Raw genomic sequence first — 21,447 nt, 5'->3', positions numbered from 1 at the left:
ATTTTGAAAACCATATGGAAAAAATGGCGGCGGAGGGATGGAACGTGGAACGGATCAAACAAAGCGATTCTTTTCGCATGGTATTCCACAAAACGCAGCCAAGGAAGTACCGCTATGTGGTAGACCTGCACGCGCTGCCCGCTAAGGATTACAAGCAGACATATGAGGCGTTCGGCTGGGAGCTGGTAGGGAAAATGGCGAGCCTTTATGTGTGGAGGAAGGAATATACAAGCGAACGACCGGAAGCCTTTACCGATGCGGCCAGCAGGGAAAAACGAAGCGGGAACATATTGTTGGTTTTTAAATGCCTGATTGCCCTGATGGTGGCGGCGATCGTTGTGATCGCCGTATGCTACGGCATTCTTGTGCAGCCGAAAAGCCTTGGGGATTGGGAGGACGGGCTCATTTCCATCGCGATCCTTGCCGTACTGACGGTGGCGCTTTCTGTATTCATGCGAAAGATATACAAAAAACGCGACCAATAAAAAAGGCAGCTTCTACGGCTGCCGGTCGATATCCACGCCGTTCTCGCGCAGGCGGAACAGCAGGTCCTCCATATAATAGACGCCGGAAATGAATTTGAGCTTTTTCAATGTTGTATCCATGACGACGATTTTTGGCGTGACCAAAACGTGGCGGATGTCCTTGTAATAGATCTGCTTTTTGCCGCCTAAAGCAGGCGTATGGACGAGGTATTCCTCACTCACTTCGATCTTCCAGCGCAGCGCGAGCAGCAGCGCCGGAAGGCTGCACACCGCGAGTACGGCAAGCAAAATGACGGCAAACGGGCGCACGTCCTGCCAGATGACCATATTGAGAAGCAAAAAACCAATGGCCGCAAAAAATACAATGGCGATCCAGAGAAAAATTTTGGGATAGCGGAGCGTAAAGGGTTCTGCCCAGTCTATTTGTTTGACGTAGTCGTGCTTTGCAGCGTATACGACGACCTGTATGATGAGGGCGACCGTGACGATAAGAAGCACGAGCTGCAGGATATTCATGACTGTATTTCTGCTCCTTTCCGCTTACGCGTGAGCCTGGGAATGATGAGCGCCAGCACAAAGGTGGCGATGATGAGCGCCCAGCCACCGATCATCAGGTATTGCCATTCGTACCCGCCATACGGTGAAACGATGTTGGAATACAGGAAGCTGCCCGCGAGGAAGAAGAACACGACGGGGCACGCATATTTGATGATGAAATTCCACCATTTGCCGATCTTTCCAGCGGCAGTGGAGTTGATGAACTGCCGCAGCGGCTCCGCACCGATCAGCCAGCCGACGGCGATGGTCTCGAAAATGCCCATAAACAGGAGATTGCCCTCGTTGACGAAATGGTCGACGATGTCGAGCCAATAAAGCCCGGCATTTGTCGCAAAGAGCAGCGCGAGCACAAAGCAGGCGATACACGTACCATAGAGCGCTTTGCGCGGTTTGATGGTGAATTTATCGGAGACCGCTGTAGACACGGCCTGCACGATGGAAAACAGGGAATCGATCGCGAGCGCAAATAGCATAAGGAAAAACATCAATGAGAAGATCACGCCCACGACCTGCCCGCCGGGGAAAACGGACAATGCCTGCGGATAGGTGACAAACGCGAGCATGACCCCCTGATAGTTCATTTCCGCGATGGGGGTGCCGCTCGAAAACGACAGGTACCCGAGCGTGGAAAATACCACGAAGCCTGCAAGCAGGCTGATGCCCATGTCGGACAGGCCGATGACGAGGCTGTCTTTGGGGATATCGCTTTTTTTATCGAGAAAGCTGCCGTAGGTGATCATCAGCGCGAACAGGATGCTCATGCTATAGGCAACCTGCCCGAAGGCGGCGCGCCATACGTCCGCATTGCCAAGCGCCGACCAGTCCGGCGTGATGTAGTAGCGTATCCCGTCGATCGCGCCCGGCATGCTTACTGCCTGTATGCACATGATGACGAGCAAAACGACAGGGATGATGACGATCCACTTGATGAGCTTGGCCATTTTTTCAACGCCTTTGCGCATACTCAAAATAACGACGACCCATGTGATAATCAGGCCGATGAGTACGGGAATGGAAAAACCGCCCAGCGTGCCCGGACTGCCCGAGACGTTGAGGATGGTATTATTGAAGAAGCCGGCGGGATCGCTGCCCCATGCCATCGTAAAGGACGCAAAAATGTAATTGACCACCCATGCGACCAAAACAGAATAATAGGCGGCGACGACAAAGGCGATGATGACACCCGCCCAGCCGATCCACTCGAATTTTTTATTCATCGCGGCAAAGGCGGAGGGCGCGCCCAGACGGTACTTTTTACCGATGGCGAGCTCAAGCATCAGGATCGGGATGCCGATCGCGAGGATGGCGATGATGTACGGCAGCAAAAATGCGCCGCCGCCGTTCTGGTATACCTGCCCTGCAAAGCGCCATGCGTTGCCGAGGCCGACGGCACTGCCGATCGCGGCAAATATAAAGTTGGAGCGAGACCCCCATGTTTCTCGTTTCATAATATGATACCCCTACAATAAAAAGACATTTCATGAATATGATTTATTATACCATAGTTTGTATCGAACGAAACGATATTGATACAAACAGGATTATTGATCCTGCAAGAAAATTTTATGGGTAGGTTAGGGATGGAGTGTTGATGAATGCTAATCTGATGATAAATTTGTTTTGCTTCATCCTTACATGTGTATAGTATTTAATAATAAATTGATTCATGGAAAAACTGTTGTTACTAATTTACTTAAGGAGGATTTATTATCATGAACGAACAAGCTAACGATCCACAGACTCCGAATGAAGAATCGCCAAAGTTTAGAGCAAATGTAAACGATATAGCGAACAAGGTGGTGGGCGGCAATAAAACCGTTGGTATTATTGTTGCTATTTGTATGGTTGTTATAGGAATACTCATTTTTGCAACTCCCGTCGCAGCAGCAGTTGGACTTGGCTATCTTATTACAATCGGCTTCATTATATTTGGTGTTTTCGAAATTTTTGCTTATTTTAGAACGCCCGCCGATCACAGAAATGGATGGACGCTTGCAAACGGGATCATCTTTACACTAATTGGTATCCTTATCCTTATTGAAGCACTCGGAGCCCGTTGGGGAAAACTTGACATGCTGGCAGTATTCTCGTTTATCATCGGTTTCTTTGCTCTTTTCAGCGGAATTACACAAATTTCGTCGTACGGGGCATTTAAGAATTCTAAAAACTCCGCTTCAGGATGGTATTTGGCAAGTGGTATCATCAACTTGATTCTCGGTATTCTTATTATTTGCGCACCGATTGCAGGTTGGTTTACGATTCAGTTTATTTTTGGAATCTATCTTATTGTAGGAGGTATTGCTTTGTTTGCCGAAGCATGCTCAGGAAAATTGGCGCATAAAAAATAATGGTTTTATCAATAAAAAACAGGATATTCAAAATGAATATCCTGTTTTTTGTTATTGAGTGTATAATCCAATTGTAGGCAGTAAACAAAAAGAGCAGGTTATAATAGGGAGAACAAATGAACAGATGTCAGCTGTGCCCGCGTGCGTGCGGGACAGACAGGTCGGCGGGGCAAAAGGGCATATGCGGCGCAGGCGCAAAGATAAAGGTAGCGCGCGCGGCGCTCCATTTCTGGGAGGAGCCGTGTATTTCGGGCACGCGAGGATCGGGTACGGTGTTCTTTTCGTATTGCCCGCTGCATTGTGTGTATTGCCAGAACGCGCAGTTAAGTGGCGGACGAGCGGGCGCGGAGATCACGGTGCGACGGCTTGCAGAAATATTTTTGGAACTTAAGAAACAGGGTGCGCACAACATCAATCTTGTGACCCCTACGCATTATACGCCACACATCGCACGCGCGCTGCGTTGCGCAAAAGAGGCTGGGCTTGGTATCCCTGTCGTGCACAACGGCAGCGGATATGAAAGCGTACGAACGCTACGGATGCTGGACGGGCTGATCGATATTTATCTGACAGATTTCAAATATATGGACAAAGGGATCGCAGAACGTTATTCGCATGCGCCGGATTATGCGGCGCATACCAAGGACGCGATTGCGGAAATGGTACGGCAGGCGGGAGTAGCGGTATTTGATGCGGACGGTATGATGCGGCGGGGTGTGATCGTCCGGCATTTGCTTTTGCCGGGGCATCTTGAAGATTCGAAAAACGTCGTGCGTTACCTTTATGAGACATATGGGGACGATATCTATTTGAGCCTGATGAGCCAGTACACGCCGCTGCAAAAAGAACGGCTGCCCGAGGGGTTGCGGCGGATGGTGACAGATGAGGAATACGCCGGACTGATCGATTTTGCACTTGCGCTGGGCGTTGAGAATGGATTCTTGCAGGAGGGAGCCGCCGCCAGCGAGAGCTTTATCCCACCATTCGATTTGACAGGGGTTTTGGAATAAAAATGAAAAAACCGCTATAATAAGCGGTTACAGATGCTGTATTATTATATATAGTACGGTGTTTTTTGTGCTTAATCTAACCCGACGGATTGTACGTATTCTAGGAATTGCTTGGCAACGCGGGGGGAACGCCCGCCGCGTTCGAGCGCGTAGATTTCTGCCTGACGGAAGAGCTCGTCCCTGCTTACGTCTACGTCGTAGTACGTTGCGAGATGCCCGACAATGGCAAGATACTGCGCGCGGTTTGGCCGCCAGAACGTGATCGTCAGTCCGAAGCGGTCGGAGAGGGAGGTCAGCTGCTGCACGGTATCGTTTGCGTGCACCTCGTCGCCCTCGCGGTCGGAAAAGCTTTCGCGCACAAGATGACGGCGGTTGCTTGTCGCGTATACGGCAAGGTTTTTGGTGCGCGCGGAAACGGAGCCCTCGAGGATCGCTTTGAGTGCGCCAAAATCGTCGTCGTCCTTTGTAAAGGACAGGTCGTCGATAAAAAGAATGAATTTGAGGGGGTTTTTACCGAGGCTGTCCATCAGCGCCGGAATATCCCGCAACTGGTTTTTCTTGATCTCGATCAGCCGCAGGCCGCGGGAAGCAAATTCGTTTGCCACAGCCTTGACCGTAGAAGATTTGCCCGTGCCACTGTCGCCATACAAAAGCACATTGGCGGCAGGCTTGCCATCAAGCAACGCGAGCGTATTGTCTACCACGCTTTTGCGTTCGTATTCGTAGCCGTTCAGCTGGCTAAGGCTTGTTTCGTCCGGATGGAGCACGGGGACAAGCGCATGGTCTTCTATGGTAAAGATGTGATGCCTGGCGAAGATGCCGTAGCCGTTTGTGTGGATGTTTTCAAGATACCGTTGGTAAGAGGCAGTGAAATCGTGAGGCGTGTTTGTCCACGCTGCTAAAAAACCGTCGTAGCCGATCTGTTTTTGGATGTCGCTGCTTGTGATCATACTGAATTTTTCGAGAATATCCAATTCGTTTTGCAGGCTTTGCCTGATGCACGCGTCGATCTTTTCGCCGCGCACATATTTTAGCAGGTACACGTTTTCGTCGTTAAGTGCTGCGCTCAGCACGTAGTCGCCGAAATCGGGTGTAAACGCGTACAGCTTTTCGGCAAACGCCGCGTATTGGGAAACGCTTTGCCCGGTATCCTTTGCGGTCATGACATCCGTCATTGCAAGGAACGCGCGGATCACGTCGCCTTTAAGCAGGCCGCGAAAAATGGTCAGGGAACGTAATTGCAGTGCAGTGTTTGCAAGATCAGTCATAGTATGCCTCGTATCGTTTGATTTATGTCTTTATTATACCACGGTACCCAGCTCTTGACGCAGGATTTTTGTATAGAAACGAAACGCGGAGGGGAGCGCACAGTCGTTTTCGACTTGGGAAAGTGTGCGCCACAAAAAAATTTCGGGCTGTGAGGCGGCGTGCACGAGATAACCAGTCATGTGCCATTCGACATGCGTGAAAATGTGCTTCGATGCGCCAAGCTGCGTGAGTGGGCAAGCGTCTATGCCGTGGGAAGAAAGCCATGCAAGCGCTACCGCCTCGTCGAGGACACCCTCCGCATTGGGAAGCTCGAACAATCCTGCCAGTAGTCCGCGCGGCGGACGCTTTAGCAATGCGGCTTTGTGATCGTTCAAAATGACGAAGACAGTCCTTTGTTCGATACGACGCTCTTTTTTGGCATCTTTTAAGGGGAGGGTATGGGCGATGCCGCGCGCATAGCCCTCGCACAGCTTCTGAACGGGGCAGATATCGCATTTTGGCATGCCGTTCGGCAGGCATACGGTTGCGCCCAGCTCCATCAGCGCCTGATTGAAATCTCCTGCGTGCGCAGGCGGAATGATCTGGCGAAGGGTTGCGTCCACTGTCTTTTTGACCTTGGCGTCGCTGACGTTTTCAGGACTGGCGGCAATACGCGAGAGTACGCGCAGGACGTTGCCGTCGACAGCGGGTACGGGGATGCCGAACGCGATAGAAGCGATCGCTCCGGCTGTATAGGGACCGACGCCCGGAAGCGTTTGCAGCAGTTCGAAGGAAGCGGGCAGGCTACCGCCGAAATCCTGCATGAGCATTTGCGCGGCTTTTTTCAAATTGCGCGCACGGCTGTAATAACCAAGACCTTCCCACAGCTTCATCAGTTGTTCGTCAGCAACATTGGAAAGCGCAGCAATGTCAGGCAGCACGGACAAAAAGCGTTCGAAATACGGTTTTACCGCTTCTACGCGTGTTTGCTGGAGCATGATCTCGGAAATCCATACGCGATAGGGCGCCCGGTCGTCCCGCCAGGGCAGGATGCGTGCATTTTTTTTGTACCATATGAGAAGTGGTGCGGAAAAATCCGCAACCGGAGGGAAAAGCATATTCAAAATGTCTCCTTAGCGACCAAGAGCGATCGAACGGGCCGTATGCTCGTCCGTTACGAGAATATTGAACAGTTTGGCGCGCGCGCCGCCGATGATGGAATCGACTTTGTTTTCTCCGCCGGCCGCGCCGATCACGACCGGGGTATTGCGCAGATCGTCCGTGGAAATTGCGAGGATATTGCTTTCGATACTGAGCGGGCAAAGCTCGCCTTTTTTATTATAGAAACGGGAGCAAACGTTGCCGACGATCTTTTTATCGCGTATCTCGTCCGCTAATGCCTGCAAGGGTTTTTCGATCTCCAGTGTTGTGGAATGCGCCGGATCGCTGTCTATGCCGACGATCGCGATGTCGAGTGCGCGCTGCTTCTCGTAGGTGTCGGCAAGTGTATCGGTGAACGTTTGTGCGACAACCTCGTTGGGCGCGACGAGAGGAGAATACATCATGGAAACGGACGCGCTTGAATAGTTGGAGGCCATGATCTCGCACAGGGAATTGGCGAACATGGAATAGTCTCCGGCGCTCGTGCTGCCAAGGCCGCCGAGAAGGGAGACGATGTGCAGATCGACAATGCTGGGATGCGGCTTGATGTAGCGTGCCATGATCTCGAGCGTGCGTCCCCAACCGAGGCCGACTGTCATTCCTGAACGCAGCAGATTGGTGAGGTATTGCTCCGCCGCCGCGCCGACGCTCAGGTTGACCGCTTCTTTGCTCGTGCCGCTTGCGCTTACGATCTTTACATCCTTTAAACCAAGCTTTTTGCGCAGGGTCTGTTCCAGCTCGATGTGATGGCTGCCCATGCGGGTATCGTGTACCTCGATGGTGACAATGCCTTCTTTTTTTGCGTCGTTTAGCAGCTTGATGAGCGTGGGACGCGAGATGTTGAACAGCTCGGCGATCTCTGCCTGCGTTTTGTTTTCCTTATAATATAGGTAGGACGCTTTTAATTTGACATAATAGCGTTCTTCTGATGATAGCGACATAATGATGATCCCCTTTTGTTATGGATTTACAACTGTAAATAGATTTTATGTTTGTCAATATCATCATATGCTTTTCAGGGGTGCTTGTCAACAAGAGAGACGCATTCCGCACAGGGAATTATAACACATTTGTGAGGATATAGAATCATGCGTTGTAAAGGCATTGACAGATAAAAAAAAAGATGTTAGCGTAATACTGTACACAACTAAGTAAACAGGCTTTACAAATGTAAAATCACGATACAAAAACATAGCAAACGATCAAAGGAGCGAAGTAGAATGAAGTACTTTTTGGGTATTGATGCGGGAACGAGCGGCATCAAGGCAATGATCATTGATGAAACAGGAAAGATCAGCGGGATCGGTTATCACGAATGCGATGTTGTGACGCCCAATCCGGGCTGGGCGGAGCAGGATCCGCTTGTATGGTGGGACGCATGCAGCCGTGCTGTGAAGCTGGCTGTAGAAAAAAGCGGTCACGGCAAGGAAGTCGCAAGCATCGGTTTTTCCGGACAGATGCAGGGCAGCACGCTGATGGACAAGAACATGAACCCCATCGGCAACTGCATGATCTGGCTCGACCAGCGTGCCGAGGAGGAAGTGCACGACATCGAAAAGCTGATATCCGAACGCGAAATGCTGGATACGACGGCAAACTTTTGCCTTAACAGTTTTTGGGCGCCCAAGCTTTTGTGGGTGCGGAAAAACAATCCTGCCGCTTATGAGAGGATACATACCGTACTGTTTACAAAAGATTATTTGCGTTACCGGATGACGGGCGAGGTGGCGACGGAAGTGAGCGATGCTTCGCTGTCGTTTTTGATGGACGTCCCGAACCGGAAGTGGGCGGACAATATTTTTGATAAGCTATCTATTTCGAGGGATATTGTGCCGCAGAGGCTTGTGGAATCGCAGGAGGTCGTGGGACAGCTGCTTGCTGATATCGCTGCGGAATGGGGACTTTGCGCGGGCATTCCCGTTGTCGCGGGCGGCGGAGACCAACCGGCTGGCGGCGTAGGAACGGGCATCGTGAAATCCGGCGTGATCGGTGCGACGATCGGCACGTCCGGCGTGGTGTTTGGATGCACTGACGAGCCGCTTATCGATACGAAAAAGCGCGCGCTGATGACGATGGCGCATTCTGTGCCGGATAAATGGTGCTTCTTAGGCCTCGTGCTGACGGCGGGCGGATCGTTCAAATGGGTGCGCGATGTGTTGTTTGCCGATAAAAAAGCGGCGATGGCAGCGCAGGGCAAGGATATTTATGACTACATGACGGAGCTGGCGGCGCAATCTTCACCGGGCAGCGAGGGGCTTACGTTCCTGCCGTATTTCAACGGGGAGAAAACGCCTATCTCTGATCCGAACGCGCGTGCGACCTTCTTTGGGCTTTCGTACCGTCACGGCCTTGGCGATATGTGCAGGAGTGTGATGGAAGGCGTGACGTTTGCGCTGCGTGACACGATCGAGATATGCCGCGAGTTTGGCATTGATGTGAACGAAGTGCGTGCGAACGGCGGCGGTGCGAAGAGCGAGCTGTGGCGGCAGATGCAGGCGGACATCTATAACGCGAACGTGCTCACGATGAACATGGAAGAAGGGCCTGCGGCGGGCGGCGCGATCATGGCGGCTGTCGGTTCAGGACACTTTGACAGCATTGAGGAGGCGTGCGGCGAGCTGGTGAAGGTGGCAAGCGTCACCGAGCCGATCGCGGAAAACGTGAAGCGGTACAACGATTATTATGGCTCGTACAGGGAGCTTTATCCGGTGCTTCGGGATATGTATGGCAAGCAAGCGGGCATTGTTGAGAAATATTTGTAGAAATAAAAAAGCGCAGCTTCACACAGGCTGCGCTTTTCTTATATTCTTTTTTAACGGACAGACATTTTCTGTTCCGCGTCGTCGATGGACGCGTAGCCGTAGGCAAGGCAAGTGTTTTTTAAGATGAGTTCGTTTAGATTACGCTGCTCGCGTTGAAGGGCAGCTACATACGAAGCATAGTATTGCAGCGTTTTTTGTGAATAGGAGGCAAGCTCGCCCTTTAAATAGGTCTCAAACGAGGTGCCGTAGACGCTGTCCTCATTTTGATGGATCGGGCGGCCGTTGCCCGTGACATGTGGATAGCGCGCGGACAAATCTTCCAGCCAGGCGACTTGCACGGCGGCGATTTTTTCGATCAACGCTTTTTTTTCTGCCGAAACAAGAGGAAGCTGCGCCTGTATCGCGGCGTACTCTGTGGGGGAGGTGTGCTCCATCATGTAACCGTATTTTTCGGAAAGCAGGTTGCGGCCTTCGCTCGCTGCGGTGGTGAGGTCATCAAGATAGCTGTGCAGCATATCGTCGTTCCATGCGCGCAGCTGGCTGCCGCGCTGGATGGTAAAGGTTTTCTGGTCATCCTGACAGGAGGCCCGTCCGCCGATATTGTTTACGGAGTCAAACATCTTCCATTCTATATCTAAAATCTGTTGTACAATCATTATTTCTCCTTACTCCGCCAGTATGTGAAGACGGCGGATATCCTCGTCCTTGATGCGCTGCATGATCTGCGTGCAATGATCCTGTAGAAAATCGCTGTTGGAATCCGTGAGACTCTGCCGTTTGAGCTCTGCTATGACAAGTGTGCAAAGCTGTTCAATAATCTTTTCGCGCTTTGCGTGTGCATCCCCATCGCACCGGTCGGCACATAAATCAGAAAACATCACGTAGGTTTCGCTGAGAACGGGAAGATCCTTTATGCCGCGGTGCGCCCATTTATAAAAGGGCATATACCTTTTGTTGAGCAGGTATACCATAGAAAATGCGGCCCTGATAAATTCATATAACGCGCATTGTGCCGCAACGTATTCCTTTCGCTTTATGCTGCGGGCATAATTATATTGCCCGGACTGTGCCATGATCGCCGCGCGGGCAACGATCTTTTTGAGGCGCACGTCCTCAGGATAAAACGCGAGTAGTTTTTGACGTATCGCGCTGAATTTGCCTAAACTGTCCATAAAAACCTCACCGTTCGTCACGACAGCAAGATAGTTTTCGGGGAGGCGCCGCCACTCCAAAAGCGTTGTGGGCGCGGTTTTGAGCCCTGTATATTTCCAATAGAAATGCGACGTGGGCATAACGCCCACGCGTCCGCCGCCAAATTCGCTTACCTCGCGCCTGGAAAAACCGAGAAAATCACCGGGCAGGGCATTGTAAGCATCTGTAAGCGCACAGCCGATTTTTTCATAATCCGCATCCGTAAGCCACAGGCAAAAGGACGGACCCCAGTCGTGGTCGCGGGAAATGTCATCGTCAAAGCCGAAGCACTCGGAGCCTTCGCCCACCAGCCCCGCGGCGATCCGCTGTTCGTATGTGGGAAAGGATTGCCGGATCATGGGCAGTCCGCAATCCGCAAAATATTGCTTTGCTAAGGAAAGTCCGTTCATAGGCCACATGAATTCCTTCCAGCTTCCAGTTCTTTTAGCACGGCGACAGCCTGCTTGCTGATCTCGTGGTCTTTGCCGTAGACGGCGTTATAGATATCTGACGCTTGCTTCATGTAAATTTCGGCCTGTACGTTGTCGCCAAGCTTTTCATACACGCGGCGCAGGTTATCGCAGGCGATGCCGTATTCGATATTGCGCCCGAAGAAGCGCTCCACCTCCGGCAGGACTTTAAGATAAGTTTCTTTGGCTTCTTCATACTTAGCGTCCCGATATAAGAATGCCGCGTGCAGGTTGAGCGCTGCCGCGTAGTGCGGGCTTTGCTCGGACAGGCTTTCGTAAAGGGTGATCGCCCTTGCGAGCGCTTCCTTTGCTTTGGCGTCTTCGCCCAGCCGGTTGTAAAGCGCGGCTAAATTGTTGTAAGTCGTCGCTACGTCGTTATCTGCATTGCCAAGCGCTTCTAAAATACTGAGGGCAGAGAGCAGACATTCTACAGCCTGTTCGTAGTTTTTTGTATCCTGATGCAGCAGCGCTATATTATTGAGTGCGCTGGCAAAGAGGTAATTGTCTGTGCCTACCGTATTCCGGTAAATTTCCATAGCTTCCTCGAATGCCTTTGAGGATTTGTCGTATTCGCCCATCAGGCGGTATGTTCCCGCGAGATTGTTTAGGTTGGTGGCATATTCCATGCTGTCTTTGCCAATGAATTCGGTGATGACCTCTCCGGCGGCACAAAACGCTTCCACGGAAGCAGTATATTTGCTGGTACCGCGGTAAAAGCCTCCCATTTCGCTCAGTACGGCGAGATAGTTTGCATTAAAACCGCCGCAGCACGGGCGAAAGGAAGTGGCGCTGGTCTGTAAAAAACGCTCCACCTTTTCCATATCTCCGGCGGCATATTGTTCGTCGAGTTCCTCAAAAAATCTTTGCGTTGGGTTTTCCATAATAATACTCCTTTTGTCTTTGCAAGAAATTTTACATATGTAAAATGATGTGAAAATAGTAAGGTTCTTTGCTTCTATTATACTGCCGATACAAAAAAATGACAACAGGGAGGGCATGGTCAAATGTGAAGGCAAAGCCACTGACAAAAGGCGCTAAGCTGCTGCGGGGTATGAAAAAAATGTGTGCAATTTGGCAGGACATTGATAGAGCTGCCAAAGGTTTGCGCAAATGCGGCCGTCGTGTCACATGCGCACAGCTCGTCCTTTTCGCCGCACAGGATGGCCGTGGGAATAGGCCAATCAGCAATGGGATGTTCCTTTACGTAGCAAAAATAATCCCAGTCAAGCGCGGGAGCGCCGGAAAGAGGGATGTGCCGTTCCTCGCGCAGGTGTTTTTCGCTTATGTCAAAAGCACGCATCATATCATAGAGAATGCGTTGCATATTGACAACAGGTGATAAAAACAGTGCTTTTTTGAGCGGCTCGCCGCTGTAGGTAAGCAGGCTGAAATAGGCGCCGATGCTGCACGCGAACAGGCAGACATCCTTATAGTGCTGGTTTGCGTAGGCAAGGATCGTGCGAAGGTCTGCCAGACTTTGTACAATACCGCAAAAATCGTCTGCTGAGCGTTCGCCATGTGCGGGAAGATCAAAGCTCAGAACCTGATAACCCGCGCATACGGCCTGCTCGGCAAATAGACGGATCACCGTATCTTGCTTGTGTGACAGGTTGCCGTGCACAGCGATCCATAATTTTTCGGACGGCTGCCCCCATAAAATGGAGGGAATACCTTCGATGAGAAGCTGCGTTTGCAAAGTGGGTATGTTTTGCATGGGTGTCGTCTCCGTGAGTATTTTGTATTACTATACAACAGAGGCGGGATTTAAGCAATCGCTTTTAGCGAAGAAAGAGCGTCGGTAACTTGTTTTAACGCGTGCGAGACGGAGAGCGCTTGACAATGGTACTGTTTTTGGATATGATAGGGAGCACATAATAAAATAGATCGTAATGATTCGTTCGCCGGAATGGATCGTTATTGAGTCAATGAGATTGGCCTTAGGCTTTATGGTCAATCACGTTGGCTCTTTTTTTTGAAAGGAGCATGAGAAATTGACAGCATTTGAGTCGGCACAAACAAAAGAACTGTTACAAATCTTGAAAACTGACCCGGTGCGGGGGTTGACGGAAAAAGAGGTGATCGCAAGCCGAGATGAATATGGAAGCAATGTCCTTCAAAGCATGCGGCGTAAGACATGGTGGGATTATCTGCGCGCATCTTTAAAGGACATCACGATCATTATCCTGCTTGTTGCGGCGGCAGTTTCAACGTATACTGCCTATACGACACATCCGGATAATTTTACGGAGCCGCTGGTCATTTTGGGGATCGTGGTGCTGAATGTTTTTCTGTCGATCCGCGAACAGAGAAAAGCAGAAAAATCGATGGACGCCTTGAGAGAATATCACGTAAGCACGAGCAAGGTTGTACGCAATGGGAAAATACAATCGGTCGATACGGATCAGCTGGTGCCCGGCGATATTTTAGTGTTGGAGACGGGGGACAGGGTTCCGGCGGACGCGCGGCTGATGGAAGCGTTCGGCCTGCTTACAGATGAATCTGTATTAACCGGCGAAAGCGAACCGGCTTTTAAGGATGCCACCTACGTATCCGGCAAAAACGATACGCTCGCCGATAAACGGAATATGGTCTTTTCCGGGACGCTGGTCGTTGGTGGAAAAGGGACTGCCGTGATTACGACGACGGGTATGCGCACGGAGATAGGGAAGATATCTTCTTTGTTGCGAGAGAGCAAAACGGAGTTGGCTCCGCTGCAGGTCAGGATGCAAAAATTGGGCAAAGTGCTTAGCGTTGTGGCGATATGCGCGGCCTTGTGTGCAATGGCGATCGGGTGGGTCAGGGGATATCCGCTCGACAATATGCTGATGGTGGCGATCTCTTTGGCGGTCGCCGCTATTCCGGAGGTACTGCCGGTGGTCGTGACGATCTCGTTGTCGTACGGTATCAAAAATATGGCAAAAAAGAATACCATTGTACGCACGCCTGTCGCCGTTGAGACGGTAGGAAATGTATCTGTTATTTGTTCGGATAAAACAGGCACATTGACGCAAAACAAAATGACGGTGGAGCAAATATGGGCAGTTGGCGGCAGCGCGAAAGGGGCGGAGGAGCCATTTGGCGACTGCGAAACAGAACTGCTGGAGATGATGCTTCTCGCTGGAAATGTGACGCTTGGGCAGGACAAGAACATTGGGAACCCGACTGAAATCGCGATCATGAACTTGGCGGCAGAAAAGCTTGAAAATGCTGAACATATCCTTGCGCAGTATGAGCAAGTACACGAAATACCATTTGATTCGACAAGGAAAAGAATGACGGTGGTATATAAAAAGGGCGGGGAATATGTATCGGTTACAAAAGGTGCGTTTGACCGGCTGCCACTGAAGATTTCCGCAGAAGCGCGGGAGGCAGCGGAAAAAATTCATGACCAGTTCGCGTCTCAAGCCTTGCGGGTCATCGGGGCAGGCTATAAAACCTATCGTGAACTGCCGGAGGACTTGACGGAGAACGAGTTGGAGAGAGGACTGCATTTCTGTGGGTTTGTAGGGATGATCGACCCGCCACGAAAAGAAAGCGCGCATGCGGTTAAAATTGCGGCCGAGGCGGGGATTAAAACGATCATGATTACAGGCGACCATCTGGATACGGCAAAAGCCATTGCAAAAAGTATTGGCATATTGCAGGATGGCTGCGAGGTGATGGACGGAAGTAAACTGAACGCTATGCAGGACGCGGAACTGGAAAACGCGATCAGCAGATACACCGTTTTTGCACGGACGTCTCCGGAAGATAAGATCAGGATCGTGGGTGCGTTGCAAAAAAGAGGGGAAGTGGTGGCAATGACGGGGGACGGCGTCAATGACGCGCCAGCACTAAAAGCGGCGGATGTTGGCATCGCGATGGGGTCGGGAACGGATGTAGCGAAAGAAGCGGCGGATATGATCCTTTTAGACGATAATTATTCGACCATTGTAACAGCGGTCAAAGAGGGACGGAGGGTGTATAGCAACATCAGAAAGTCACTGTATGCAATGCTTGGCTGTAATGTGTCCGCTATTTTGATCGTATTGTGTTCGCTTATCTTTGGATGGGGCGCACCGGTCACAGCGATACAGCTGCTGATCATTAAAGTTGTGGCAGACGGGATTCCCGGATTCAGCCTTTGTGTGGAGCGTGCCGGCCCCAATATTATGAAACGGCCGCCTGTCAAAAAGGGAAGCAGCATTTTCAATGAGGGATTGCTGGGTAAAATAATCGTGATATCCATTGTATTTACAATCGTGACATTGATCCCCATTTATTTGGGGAACGCGGGGACCGTACAGAGTGCCGAAAGCATTCAGGCGATGACGTTCATTGTACTTGGATTTACAACGATCATCCATATGTATAACTGCCGGAGCAGCTTATCGATCTTTAAAATAGGGATTACGGGCAATAAAGCGTTGCTTGCAACGACTATTCTTGGAACTGTTATCATTGTCCTACTTGTGGCGATACCGTCGCTTGGAGCAGTCTTTGGACTGGTGAGTGTCGGCTGGAAATCGTGGTTGCTTGTGGTGGGGCTGTCAGTGATACCGCTTTTGTTTGTGGAACTGCAAAAAGCGCTTGGAAAGTTTGGACGCATTTAAGAATGTGTCAAAACCGTGACAACTTCGCAATGCGCGGTCTGGGGAAACATATCGACCGGTTGGATGAGGCCTGCTGTGTAGCCGAGCTCGCAAAACAACTTAAGATCACGCGCCAGCGTTGCAGGATTGCACGAAACATAGCCGATTTTGGGGATTTCAGCGGCTGCGAGCGTGCGTATCAAAGACTCGTCGAGGCCTTTGCGCGGCGGGTCGACGATCACAACGTCGGCGTTGCCGTGGGTCTTGATGAGGTTGGGCAGCAGCGCGCAGGCGTCGCCCAAGAGAAAATCTGTGTTTTCGATATCGTTCAAACGTGCGTTGAACTTTGCATCTTCTATTGCCTGTCCAACGATCTCTACGCCTATCACTTTCTTGGCGTGCTGTGCAACGGCGAGCGATATGGTGCCTACGCCGCAGTAAAGGTCGTATATGGTTTCGCCGCCTGTAAGTTCCAGCATTTTAAACAGCGTATGATAGAGCACCTCTGTCTGTGCGGAATTGACCTGCAAAAAGCTTTGCGCGCCCAGCTTGAACGTAAGGCCGGCGAGCGTTTCGTAAATATGATCGCGTCCGTGGATACATACGGATTTTTTGCCGAGGATCGCATTCGTTTTTTTTGTGTTGCTATTGAGCATGATGGACTTTACCTGCGGAAGCACAAATTCGAACAGCATGATGAGATGCGATCTGTGCGGGATATCCTCGCCGTTGATGCAGAGGACGAGCATGATATCCCCTTCCTTGTTTTCGCGCAGGATGATGTGCCGCAGAAGCCCGGTATGCGTTTTTTCGTCGTAAATGCTGATGTTGTTCTTGACGATCCATACGCGCAGCTGTGACATGACGATATGAAAATCAGATGGCTGTATCTTGCAGTCGTCAACATCTACAATGCGGTGGGAATGTGCCGCGTAAAAACCGATATCCACCTGTTGCCCGTTTTGCTGCACAGGAAATGCTGCTTTGTTGCGATAGCGGTAGTCGTGCCGCGCAGGCAAGGGAAAGCTGACGGGGACATTGAGCCCGCCGATACGCTGGATGCAGCTTGTGACATGATCGTGCTTGAATTGCAGCTGTCCGGCATAGGAAAGGTGCTGCAAGGTACAGCCGCCGCATTTGCCAAACACGTGGCAGGGTGGCTTAACGCGCATAGGGGAAGCGGTGAGCACTTCCTCAAGCTTGCCGACACCATAATTTTTTTTGAGCGCGATCAGCTTTGCACGCACGGTTTCACCCGGCAGCGCGCCATCTATGAACACAGTCATACCTTCGTATCTGCCGATTCCCTGACCGTCCGTTCCTAAGTCGTGTATCTCGCATTCAATGCTATCGTTTTTTTTCATATGTCTCCTACCGTCCTGTTTTTACAGGTTCTATTATAGCAGAAGCATATATAAAACAGAAGAAATTTTGGCGCGTGTACTTTGTTTTGATATCGGGCGTGGTATGATGGTATCAAGGAAGGTGTTTGTATATGACGGAAAACTTGATATGGATCGCTTTGATCGCGATCGCTGTGCTGTGCATCGTGATTTTGGTACGGCAGGGAAAGAAGACGGACGATGGGGCGCGGCAGCGCTTGGAGCTTACCAACCAGTTCAATCTGCTTTACAATATGATGCTGGACACGATGAACAAGGTTTCGGGCGCGAACAATACGAGCGTGGAGATATTGCGCCGCACGGTGGAGGATAAGCTTTCAGAGATCCAGCGGTCGGTAGACCAGAAGCTTGATACGACGCTTAAAAGCGGACTTTCTACATCGTTTGCGCGCGTGAATGAGCAGTTGCAGCAGGTATACCAGAGCATGGGCGAGGTGCGGGCGCTGACGAGCGGGATCGGCGACCTGAAAAATATCCTGTCCAACGTGAAAACACGGGGTATCTGGGGGGAAGTGCAGCTTTACAGGCTGCTTGCCGATTTTATGGTTCCGGGGCAGTTTGAAGAAAATGTGAAAATAGAAGGGGACAACGCGGTCGAATTCGCGATTCGTTTGCCGCGCGAGGAAGGCGGGGCGACACTGCTGCCCATCGATTCTAAATTCCCGATGGATCGGTATGCGCGCGTGCTTGCTATGATGGAAGCGGGTGACTTGGAGGCGCTGCGCGTTGCGCAAAAAGAGCTTGTTACGGCGGTCGTCGCAGAAGCCAAAAAAATCAGTGACAAATATATCCGCCCGCCAAAAACGACAGATTTTGCGATCATGTTTTTGCCCTCTGAGGGATTGTATGCTGAGGTGATCAGGCTAGGGTTGATCGAACAGTTGCAGAACAAATATAAGGTAATGGTCACGGGGCCGTCCACGCTGAGTGCGTTATTGACGAGCCTGCAGACCGGATTTAAGACGTTGTCTATCAAGGAGCATTCTGCATTGATCATTGATATGATAGCGGCGATCAAAGCGGAATTTGAACAGTTTGCGCTGCTGCTGCAAAAAACGCAAAATTCGCTGTGCGCGGCGCAAAACCATTTGGAAGCAGTACAAAAACGCTCGGCCAAGATACAGACGAGGCTTTCTGACGCCGAAAAATGGGAGGATACGGAAGACTAGACTTCCATCTCGAACACGTAATCATCCATGACAAAACCGTTGCCGATGTCGTTGCACACGTCGCCTGTTTTTCGGAAGCCGAGATGCTCGTATGCAGCAATGGAGGAGGCGTTCTTTTTGGACGCAGTGAGCCAGATGGCAGGAATGCGCATATCCTTTGCCATTTCTGACAGCTCGGTAATCACATCGCGCGCATGACCTTGTCCGCGGTATTCCTTTAAAATGTAAAACTTGCTCAAAAACAGCTTGCCCTGCGGCTGGTGTGCGCGAATGCCTACATAGCCGATGGGCACAAGACCCTTGCGGATCAGGTAGTATTCGTAGCCCTCGCCCGTGACGGCGGCATTGATCGCTGACGGGCTCTGGAACTTTTCGAGCATATATTCGACCTGATCGGCGCTCACGATGCCGGCATAGTGTTCGCGCCAGATTTCGTGCGCGAGGTCTGCGACCATCAGAAATTCACGCTCCTTGCTGATTTTTTTCAAGCGTACCTTTGCCATTGCTTTTATCTCTGATCCTTGATAAATGCTTCGATGCTGCGGTCATATTTTGCTTCGCCTTCTTTCGTGAAGAAGCAGCCGGGGATCTCGCCCGCGCGACGGTGGTGCATCACACAATCGCAACACATACCGCGCCTTGAGCAGTTGTAGGTACAGGTGCAATGATCCATGTTTTTTTCTTTTTTACATTCCATCAGAAACAGCCTCACTTTCTTTTCTGTTTGAAATAGCCGGACAACAGGGAGGCACATTCATCCTCGCACACGCCGCCGGTTATTTGCGGTTTATGGTTTAGTTTACCTTCTGCAAGATCGTACAATGTGCCGAACGCCTCGGCTTTTTTGTCGTATGCGCCAAAGACGATGCGTGGGATGCGCGCGTTGATGCTCGCGCCTGCACACATGGGGCAGGGCTCCAGCGTGACGTATAGAGTACAGTCCAAAAGCCGCCAGCCGCCTAAGTGTTCGGAGGCCTGTTGTATGGCAAGAACCTCGGCGTGGGCAAGCGGGGAACGACCGGTTTCGCGCAGGTTGTGGGCGCGGGCAATGATCTGGTCGTCTCTTACAATCAGTGCGCCGATGGGCACTTCGTCGATAGCACTTGCTTTTTTGGCCTCGTCGATGGCGATCCGCATATATTCTTCATCAGACACTGGGCGGCCCTCCTTCGTGTAATTCATGGAGAAGATCTTTTGCCTGCATACGCAAATCATATGCCTTTTGATAGCTCTTTTTCGCGCCGTTAATATCCTCTGCGTCAAACAGCTTTACGCTTTGCTGAAGCTCTTTGGCGGTATCTGTGAATACCCGGTTGATTTCGGTGACGCGCTGATCCGAAATGTTGAGGGTAGCTAAGTCTTCCTGTATCGTTTTTAAATCTGCGCGCGTATACGCGGAAGGATTTTCGTCGTGTATTTGCTTCATGCACATATCGAGGCGCATTTCGACATCCAGATCGGCGAGAAAATTATCGTATTGTTCCACCACAGGAAGACTGCACGAAAAGCAGATAATCGCGGTGAAAAGCAGCAATATGACGAGGCAAGATCGCTTCATAAAAAACTCCTGTGTTATTCTTGTCGGGCATCATTTATTATACAGATTTGACATTGATATTGCAATTATATCGCGTCTTTGGTAAAATAAATAACGTCACATGGAGAGGTATCGAAGTGGTCATAACGGGGCGCACTCGAAATGCGTTTGGGGGAAACTCCACGTGGGTTCGAATCCCACCCTCTCCGCCAATAGGAACAAATGCGAACCCCAACGGCCCATATTTCTTGGGCGAAGTGGTCGCATTTGTTTTTTATTTTGATAAACAACTTTTTTAAGGCGCTGTGCTGCTCATTTCTGTGTCAATAGGCTATTTTGTCGTAATATCCATCTTAAAAACTAAGACCTTTGCTTCCGCCCGCAAACAGCGTACCATCCCCATCTTTGAATACAGGGGTGAGTGAAACAGACTCGTCATCAGAAGCATACCAGTAATATGCTCCGTAATTAGCAGCGCCGTTCCATTCATATTCGCTCGCGTCGCAACCTATCTGCGCTTTGTAATCTTCATATGTCAATTTGAATTTTTCATCGCCCATTCCTTCTTGCCAGTCCAGCGCCGCCTGAAGCTGTTCCACAGTTGCACGATCCTCAGAAACCACCTGCTTTCCCTCGCCTTTCAAATCAATGCCTGCATCAGCCTCTGCTGCATTTGTTTCGGTTTCAGCCGAAGCATTGGTGTCCGCTTTTTGGCCGCAGGCGCTCAGCGCAACCATTAGCACCATAGCCAAAACAATAATCAATATTCTTTTTGTTTTCATAAATAAGCTCCTTTCTTTTTTTAGGTTTTGATTGAATACATACCGAATATTATTATCCGGACATCCACTGTATTCTAATCATCATTTTCGTCTTGTTCATATCAAATAAGTCACAACTGCTATTTTGTCAGAATATATTCATATCCATCTTCATCGGTCAGCACAATTTGGTTATCGCTGTTGATCGTTACAGCATAATTGACAGGAGTATCGCTTTTGAGCGATCCTAAATACTCATACACTTCCAATACACCGTCGTCGTACACATATTCTAAATCGTAAGGAAATATGCTGTTTTCATTATGTCCGGTTCCATCTTCATTGAAAGTCCAGACCTCACTCATCCATGGCTCACCGTCCCAGTCGCCGACCAAAAATTGTGCCTCTTCATTTATTGTGCCCTCTGCTTTTTTTCCACAGGCCGTAAAAACGGACAGAACCAAAATAGCGCAGACTATCAGTAAGCATACTTTTTTCATACTCACATTCTCTCTCAATAATGTTGCTTTTTTCATACTACATGAGTCCGGCTAATGACCCAAGCATTCCTGCAGCCGCGCCGAATAATGCTCCTACGATAACGATGACGATGATCCATATCACCAATGCGATAATAGAAAGCACTAACCCGCCGGTGGCTAGGCCGCTTTTCCCTTCCTTCTTTTTAGCAACGGCAGAGAATACAATACCCAGTATCGCAAGGATCAACCCAACGATGGAAGCGGGAGTAAATGTAAGTACAATAGCGAGTA

General features: G+C 50.4%; 23 protein-coding genes and 1 tRNA gene. 7 read left to right on the top strand and 17 right to left on the bottom strand.

Features of this window, described 5'->3' with window-relative positions; all coding sequences use genetic code 11:
- A partial coding sequence (locus VB081_RS13330; protein WP_323401270.1) for a DUF2812 domain-containing protein occupies positions 1 to 485 on the top strand: 485 nt, incomplete at its 5' end.
- Between the two features lie 12 nt (positions 486 to 497).
- Here VB081_RS13330 and VB081_RS13325 read toward each other — a convergent pair.
- Entirely contained in the window at positions 498 to 1,001 is a 504-nt protein-coding gene (locus VB081_RS13325) for a hypothetical protein (protein WP_323401269.1), read from the bottom strand.
- Positions 998 to 2,491 (bottom strand): sodium-dependent transporter, encoded by a 1,494-nt coding sequence (locus VB081_RS13320; protein WP_323401268.1) that lies wholly within the window; start codon positions 2,489 to 2,491, stop codon positions 998 to 1,000. Before VB081_RS13320 ends, VB081_RS13325 begins: the two co-directional genes overlap by 4 nt.
- A 264-nt stretch (positions 2,492 to 2,755) precedes the next feature.
- On the opposite strand from VB081_RS13320, the gene VB081_RS13315 reads away from it, so the two are divergent.
- On the top strand, positions 2,756 to 3,391 hold the full coding sequence (locus VB081_RS13315) for an HdeD family acid-resistance protein (RefSeq protein ID WP_323401267.1): 636 nt from the start codon (positions 2,756 to 2,758) through the stop codon (positions 3,389 to 3,391).
- Positions 3,392 to 3,507: 116 nt separating this feature from the next.
- On the top strand, positions 3,508 to 4,401 hold the full coding sequence (locus VB081_RS13310; protein ID WP_323401266.1) for a radical SAM protein: 894 nt from the start codon (positions 3,508 to 3,510) through the stop codon (positions 4,399 to 4,401).
- A 71-nt stretch (positions 4,402 to 4,472) separates the two neighbouring features.
- On the opposite strand, the gene VB081_RS13305 is transcribed toward VB081_RS13310, so the two are convergent.
- The 3 genes from VB081_RS13305 to VB081_RS13295 are packed head-to-tail and all read right to left on the bottom strand — an operon-like array spanning position 4,473 to position 7,751.
- Positions 4,473 to 5,669: an ATP-binding protein gene (locus tag VB081_RS13305; protein WP_323401265.1), complete on the bottom strand. Its 1,197-nt coding sequence runs from the start codon at positions 5,667 to 5,669 to the stop codon at positions 4,473 to 4,475.
- Between the two features lie 33 nt (positions 5,670 to 5,702).
- Complete coding sequence (mutY, locus tag VB081_RS13300; RefSeq protein WP_323401264.1) at positions 5,703 to 6,767, bottom strand: A/G-specific adenine glycosylase; 1,065 nt, start codon at positions 6,765 to 6,767, stop codon at positions 5,703 to 5,705.
- 15 nt (positions 6,768 to 6,782) lie between these two features.
- The gene (locus VB081_RS13295) at positions 6,783 to 7,751 is read right to left on the bottom strand and encodes a sugar-binding transcriptional regulator (protein WP_323401263.1); all 969 of its coding nucleotides are present in this window, start codon (positions 7,749 to 7,751) and stop codon (positions 6,783 to 6,785) included.
- Between the two features lie 279 nt (positions 7,752 to 8,030).
- Here VB081_RS13295 and xylB point away from each other — a divergent pair, with 279 nt between their 5' ends.
- On the top strand, positions 8,031 to 9,572 hold the full coding sequence (gene xylB / locus VB081_RS13290) for a xylulokinase (protein ID WP_323401262.1): 1,542 nt from the start codon (positions 8,031 to 8,033) through the stop codon (positions 9,570 to 9,572).
- 50 nt (positions 9,573 to 9,622) lie between these two features.
- Here xylB and VB081_RS13285 read toward each other — a convergent pair whose 3' ends face one another.
- From VB081_RS13285 to VB081_RS13270, 4 genes are all read right to left on the bottom strand, one after another.
- Complete coding sequence (locus VB081_RS13285; protein WP_323401261.1) at positions 9,623 to 10,228, bottom strand: DUF4125 family protein; 606 nt, start codon at positions 10,226 to 10,228, stop codon at positions 9,623 to 9,625.
- 9 nt (positions 10,229 to 10,237) lie between these two features.
- Positions 10,238 to 11,182: a DUF4037 domain-containing protein gene (locus VB081_RS13280; protein ID WP_323401260.1), complete on the bottom strand. Its 945-nt coding sequence runs from the start codon at positions 11,180 to 11,182 to the stop codon at positions 10,238 to 10,240.
- Complete coding sequence (locus VB081_RS13275; protein WP_323401259.1) at positions 11,170 to 12,114, bottom strand: tetratricopeptide repeat protein; 945 nt, start codon at positions 12,112 to 12,114, stop codon at positions 11,170 to 11,172. Before VB081_RS13275 ends, VB081_RS13280 begins: the two co-directional genes overlap by 13 nt.
- A 119-nt stretch (positions 12,115 to 12,233) precedes the next feature.
- Positions 12,234 to 12,947 carry an alpha/beta hydrolase gene (locus VB081_RS13270; protein ID WP_323401258.1) on the bottom strand — a complete coding sequence of 238 codons (714 nt, stop codon included), beginning with the start codon at positions 12,945 to 12,947 and terminating at the stop codon, positions 12,234 to 12,236.
- Positions 12,948 to 13,224: 277 nt separating this feature from the next.
- Between VB081_RS13270 and VB081_RS13265 the strand changes: the two genes are divergently transcribed.
- Complete coding sequence (locus VB081_RS13265) at positions 13,225 to 15,825, top strand: cation-translocating P-type ATPase (RefSeq protein WP_323401257.1); 2,601 nt, start codon at positions 13,225 to 13,227, stop codon at positions 15,823 to 15,825.
- Here VB081_RS13265 and rlmD read toward each other — a convergent pair.
- Positions 15,822 to 17,168 (bottom strand): 23S rRNA (uracil(1939)-C(5))-methyltransferase RlmD, encoded by a 1,347-nt coding sequence (rlmD, locus tag VB081_RS13260; protein WP_323401256.1) that lies wholly within the window; start codon positions 17,166 to 17,168, stop codon positions 15,822 to 15,824. The genes VB081_RS13265 and rlmD overlap by 4 nt on opposite strands.
- A gap of 131 nt (positions 17,169 to 17,299) precedes the next feature.
- Between rlmD and VB081_RS13255 the strand changes: the two genes are divergently transcribed.
- Positions 17,300 to 18,376 carry a DNA recombination protein RmuC gene (locus VB081_RS13255; protein WP_323401255.1) on the top strand — a complete coding sequence of 359 codons (1,077 nt, stop codon included), beginning with the start codon at positions 17,300 to 17,302 and terminating at the stop codon, positions 18,374 to 18,376.
- On the opposite strand, the gene VB081_RS13250 is transcribed toward VB081_RS13255, so the two are convergent.
- Genes VB081_RS13250 through VB081_RS13235 form a run of 4 tightly spaced genes read right to left on the bottom strand, consistent with a single transcriptional unit; the run spans position 18,373 to position 19,934 of the window.
- On the bottom strand, positions 18,373 to 18,879 hold the full coding sequence (locus tag VB081_RS13250; protein WP_323401254.1) for a GNAT family N-acetyltransferase: 507 nt from the start codon (positions 18,877 to 18,879) through the stop codon (positions 18,373 to 18,375). The two genes, VB081_RS13255 and VB081_RS13250, sit on opposite strands and share 4 nt — an antisense overlap.
- Before the next feature lie 5 nt (positions 18,880 to 18,884).
- Entirely contained in the window at positions 18,885 to 19,073 is a 189-nt protein-coding gene (locus tag VB081_RS13245) for a DUF6485 family protein (protein ID WP_323401253.1), read from the bottom strand.
- An 11-nt stretch (positions 19,074 to 19,084) separates the two neighbouring features.
- Complete coding sequence (gene tadA / locus VB081_RS13240; RefSeq protein ID WP_442872724.1) at positions 19,085 to 19,558, bottom strand: tRNA adenosine(34) deaminase TadA; 474 nt, start codon at positions 19,556 to 19,558, stop codon at positions 19,085 to 19,087.
- A complete protein-coding gene (locus VB081_RS13235; RefSeq protein ID WP_323401251.1) occupies positions 19,524 to 19,934 on the bottom strand; it encodes a hypothetical protein in 411 nt (136 codons plus the stop codon). Before VB081_RS13235 ends, tadA begins: the two co-directional genes overlap by 35 nt.
- 102 nt (positions 19,935 to 20,036) lie before the next feature.
- On the opposite strand from VB081_RS13235, the gene VB081_RS13230 reads away from it, so the two are divergent.
- Positions 20,037 to 20,125 (top strand) — tRNA-Ser (locus tag VB081_RS13230).
- A 141-nt stretch (positions 20,126 to 20,266) separates the two neighbouring features.
- Here VB081_RS13230 and VB081_RS13225 read toward each other — a convergent pair.
- The 3 genes from VB081_RS13225 to VB081_RS13215 all read right to left on the bottom strand — a co-directional run.
- Positions 20,267 to 20,695, bottom strand: coding sequence for a hypothetical protein (locus tag VB081_RS13225; protein WP_323401250.1), 429 nt, complete (start codon positions 20,693 to 20,695; stop codon positions 20,267 to 20,269).
- 119 nt (positions 20,696 to 20,814) lie between these two features.
- Positions 20,815 to 21,210 (bottom strand): DUF5640 domain-containing protein, encoded by a 396-nt coding sequence (locus tag VB081_RS13220; RefSeq protein ID WP_323401249.1) that lies wholly within the window; start codon positions 21,208 to 21,210, stop codon positions 20,815 to 20,817.
- Between the two features lies 1 nt (position 21,211).
- The coding region (locus VB081_RS13215) for a hypothetical protein (RefSeq protein ID WP_323401248.1) at positions 21,212 to 21,447 on the bottom strand (236 nt) is incomplete at its 5' end.

This window comes from Christensenella sp. (genome assembly GCF_034927525.1).
Lineage (GTDB): Bacteria > Bacillota > Clostridia > Christensenellales > Christensenellaceae > Christensenella.
The sequence above is the reverse complement of the archived record's forward strand: the minus strand, read 5'-3'. Positions and strand labels throughout refer to the sequence as shown.